At 63.5% G+C, this 3,520-nt stretch carries 2 protein-coding genes; both read right to left on the reverse strand.

Features of this window, described 5'->3' with window-relative positions:
* Nucleotides 1–415, reverse strand: a 415-nt coding sequence (locus ABW043_RS21985; protein ID WP_353923331.1) for a hypothetical protein, incomplete at its 3' end; no start/stop codon positions are given.
* An 83-nt stretch (nt 416–498) separates the two neighbouring features.
* Nucleotides 499–3,093 (reverse strand): G8 domain-containing protein, encoded by a 2,595-nt coding sequence (locus tag ABW043_RS21990; RefSeq protein ID WP_353923332.1) that lies wholly within the window; start codon nt 3,091–3,093, stop codon nt 499–501.
* Nucleotides 3,094–3,520: the final 427 nt, after the last annotated feature.

A 3,520-nucleotide genomic window follows, 5' to 3' on the forward strand; every position in this document is an offset into this window, starting at 1 on the left:
CCTTGGGGATTTCGCCCCAGTTCTCGCCCCGCGTGACGGCGAGATGCTCGGCTGCTCCGAACACCCAGTCTCCCGCGTCGGTCACCACCGACTCCATCTTCGACACTTTGCCGTTGGTGGTTGCCTCGATGCGGGTGTGGATCACGTAGGGGTGCGGGTCGCTGGCCGCTACCAGCTCGGTGAAGGTGGCACACGCGGTCGTGTCGTGGAGACTGCGGGTGAAGTCGACCTTCAGGGGGCCGGCCAGCACGCCCTTGCCGATGTCCATGGCCTTGTCGTTCTCGGCGTAGGACGCGCCCTTTGCGAGGGGCAGCAGGCCGGCCTTGCCGTCCGTCTGCGCCTTCACATAGGTGGCGGCCAGCGTCTGAAGCGTCTCACGGCTGCATGCCGCCTCGGCATTTGTCGCGAAGCCCACGCCGGCGAGGGCGATCGAGAGGCCGATCGCGCGCCCTGCCAGGGTCGACGGGCGCCTGCCCCATAGTGTCCGAGGGCCTGGCCTCATTTGGCGAGGCTCAACTGGACTGCCTTGCTGACCTCGAGCGAAGCCTGGGCGCGCAGGTTGCCGACCTGGACGACGACGGGACCGCTGGGCGCCGGGTCTTCGACCACGAGCTTGACCCACAGCGAGTCCTTGTCCTTGAAAAAGACGGTCTTCCCGGACTCGCGCAACGCGGCCAGGCTGGATGCCGCCTCGCCGGCGGCGGCGTTGGTGAAGCCGGGCAGCTCGAAGATGACCCAGCTGCCCTTGTCCATTTCCCGCAGGTTTAGCGAAAGCTTGGTCTTGGCCGTCGCCACCCTGATCTCGGCACCATTGGGGATCGTGGTTTCGCCATTATATTCGTAGCGCTTGCCGTCGCGCTGGAGGACGACCGGATCGGTCGCAGACCCTACGGCGAATTCCGGGAATTCGCGCGTGTTGCCGATGCTGAGGCGGCCCATGTCGCCCTTGCATATGGCCGCGCCCCAACTCGCCTTGATTTCGCAGCTCTTTTCATCCGACGCGATGCCATTGTCGATCACGATATAGGCACCGGAGACGCCGCCGACCGATCCATCCAGATCGTGGAACGCGGCACTCCGATAGGCGGCACGGCCGCCGAAATCGGATGCCCAGCGACGCTGGATCCCAGGGAAATCGACCGGCTTCGAATTGACGAATTTCAGGCCTTTCACCGAATTCTCGGTGCTCATGCCGAAGCTCGTGAACAACAGGTAGGAGATTGCGCCGGCTTCGCGCGTGGCGTTGGGCTGGTAGTTCACGAAGGTCGTGTTCACGATCTCGTGGCGGTAATCATAATATTCATAGCCGCGGATCGGGAAGTCGGCATCTTGGTGTGGCAGGCTGCGGCCATAGGCGATTTCCGCTTTCGTCGTGGGATTGCCGATATTTCCGCTCTCGCCGACGAACAGAGAATCGACCACCTGCGTCGTATAGGGCGCAAGACCGGCGCCACCGGCTGCATGGGTGAAGCCGATCGCGTTGTCGGCCAGCGCCAAATTCTTGAAGAGGTGCGCCTCACCCCTGCCCCAGATCGCGCCGTTGCGGTTCTTGTAGCCGGTGTAGGTGTCGATGGTGGACACCAGCAGCTTGCTCTTCGGATCGCCGGGATCGGCATAGGCGATATGGCCGGCGCCGCCGACGGTGAAGGTGCCGTCGGGCGCGGGGCCGCGATCGAACATCAGCCCATCGAAGTTCGAGTGCGCCGTGTTGCCCTTGAACTCGCGTACGGGCGTGCGGCGCGGCCAGATCGCCTTGCTGTTCGGGCTGTCGAGGAACGCGCCCGTCGGATGCTGCGGCAAGGCGATCCAGAAGCCGATCGCCTCGGACCCCGCCGCCACATTGTCCCTGTAGTTATTGTCCGGATTGGTGATCCAGAAGGTTGAGGCGGTGTTGTCCGACGGGATCAGGATATCCTTGGCCTTCTGGCCGACGGTGGACTGATGCGCGAGCGTGAGATTGGTCGGCACGCACGGCTTTCCGTCTGGATGGCATTTGGTGAGGATGCCGAGGTTGCGGATGAACTGGTTCCCCGTCTCGACCGCATCCTCGAGGAAATAGCAGTGACCCACCGTGTTGAAGGTCACATTGTTCTCGACGCGCAGATTGTTGGTGCCGTGCACCGTCACGCAGCGGCTGTACGTGTCGTGGATCGACGAGTTGCGGATATACTGGCCCTGGCCCTCGCCGCCGATGTGCCAGTGGATCGGGTAGCGGGCGAGATGCATGTTCTGGCCCATGCGATTGAGCTCGACGCCTGAGACGTACATCTTCGAGCCCGCCATCGCCATGATGTGCCCGCCGAAGTATGATTTCTCCGCATCGGCCGACGCCTGGATCTTGATGTTGCGCGTGAGCAGCCCGACCTCGCCGCGCTCGTCGACGCCGTAGGTGACCTCGCCGAAGTGCATGTACTTCAACGGCTTGTCGAGCGTCAGCGCATTGCCGCTGATCGCGGTGACGGTGCGCTCCTCGGCCTGGTGCGGATCGAAGTCGGTCGAGGCCAGCACGATCTGGTCGCCCTTGCGCCAGCCGGCGGCATTGAGCACCTCGATCTTCGCACTGCCGGCCTTCGCGGTCTTCGCCAGCTTGGTCCAGCTGTTGCTGCGGTCGCCATGGAGGTTCAATGTGCCCGCCAGCATCATGATGCCGCGGTCGCCCATCGTGTTGATGTCCTCGTTGGGGACGGTGTCGGTGAGCGTGATCGTCGCCTTGCGCGTATAGGGCCTCGCCGCGCTGCCGATGTCGAGTTCGCCGCCGCCGACGAGGATCCACTCGCTGGTCAGGTCGAGATCGCGCTCGTTCGAGAAGCTGAGCCTGCCGTTGATCGTCAGGCTGCGCAGCGCGGGCGGGCTCACATCGAGGACGATATTCCGGTCCCGCCCAATCGTCACCGCATCGCCCGCGCCGGGCACCTTCCCGCTGGGCCAGGAGGCAGGATCGGACCAGCGCGACTGCTTTACCCCTGAAGCCGCCGCCGCTGCAGGCATCGCCATGTTGGCATGATCCGCATGCGCCTCCTGCGCGTTCGCCCGGGCGCCGAGCCCCGCGGCAAGCAGCAAAGCGAAAGGAAGCAGGCGAGCTCGCATGCGCATGTCGTTCATCCCCTCCGTCGGGACTCACCGGTCCCGTTCTTGTGGAGCGCCGATCCTGCAATGGACGGGGCGGTTTGCCAAGCGGGCGCCAAGTCATTTCTACAAGATTGTGGTCCATCGCTGTCAGTCGCGATTGACCCAATCTTGGCCGTTTCTCTCGCTGGGGCGACGGAGATGAACGGACGGCAGGTTTCGAGCTTCACCCTTCAAGCCGAACGACGGAAATTAGGGTGCAAAGCAATTCGGCGGCTTGATCGCGAGCGTCGGCAGAGGCTTCCGCATTCGACATGCCTCACCGGATCCATATCGCGGTGATCCACGAACGGCAGCGGCCCATCGCTCACCTCCAAACAACCGCTGGCCAATGGCGTCTGAGTGGACTATATCAATTTTCAACCGTTCAAGTTGACTTTTGCATATAGCTGAA

The organism is Devosia sp. (assembly GCF_040509215.1).
Classification (GTDB): domain Bacteria; phylum Pseudomonadota; class Alphaproteobacteria; order Rhizobiales; family Devosiaceae; genus Devosia.

Bases quoted from the DNA above. Each gene is read 5' to 3' on its own strand.
- ABW043_RS21990 (WP_353923332.1), bottom strand. From the start codon at position 3,093: ATGCGCATGCGAGCTCGCCTGCTTCCTTTCGCTTTGCTGCTTGCCGCG.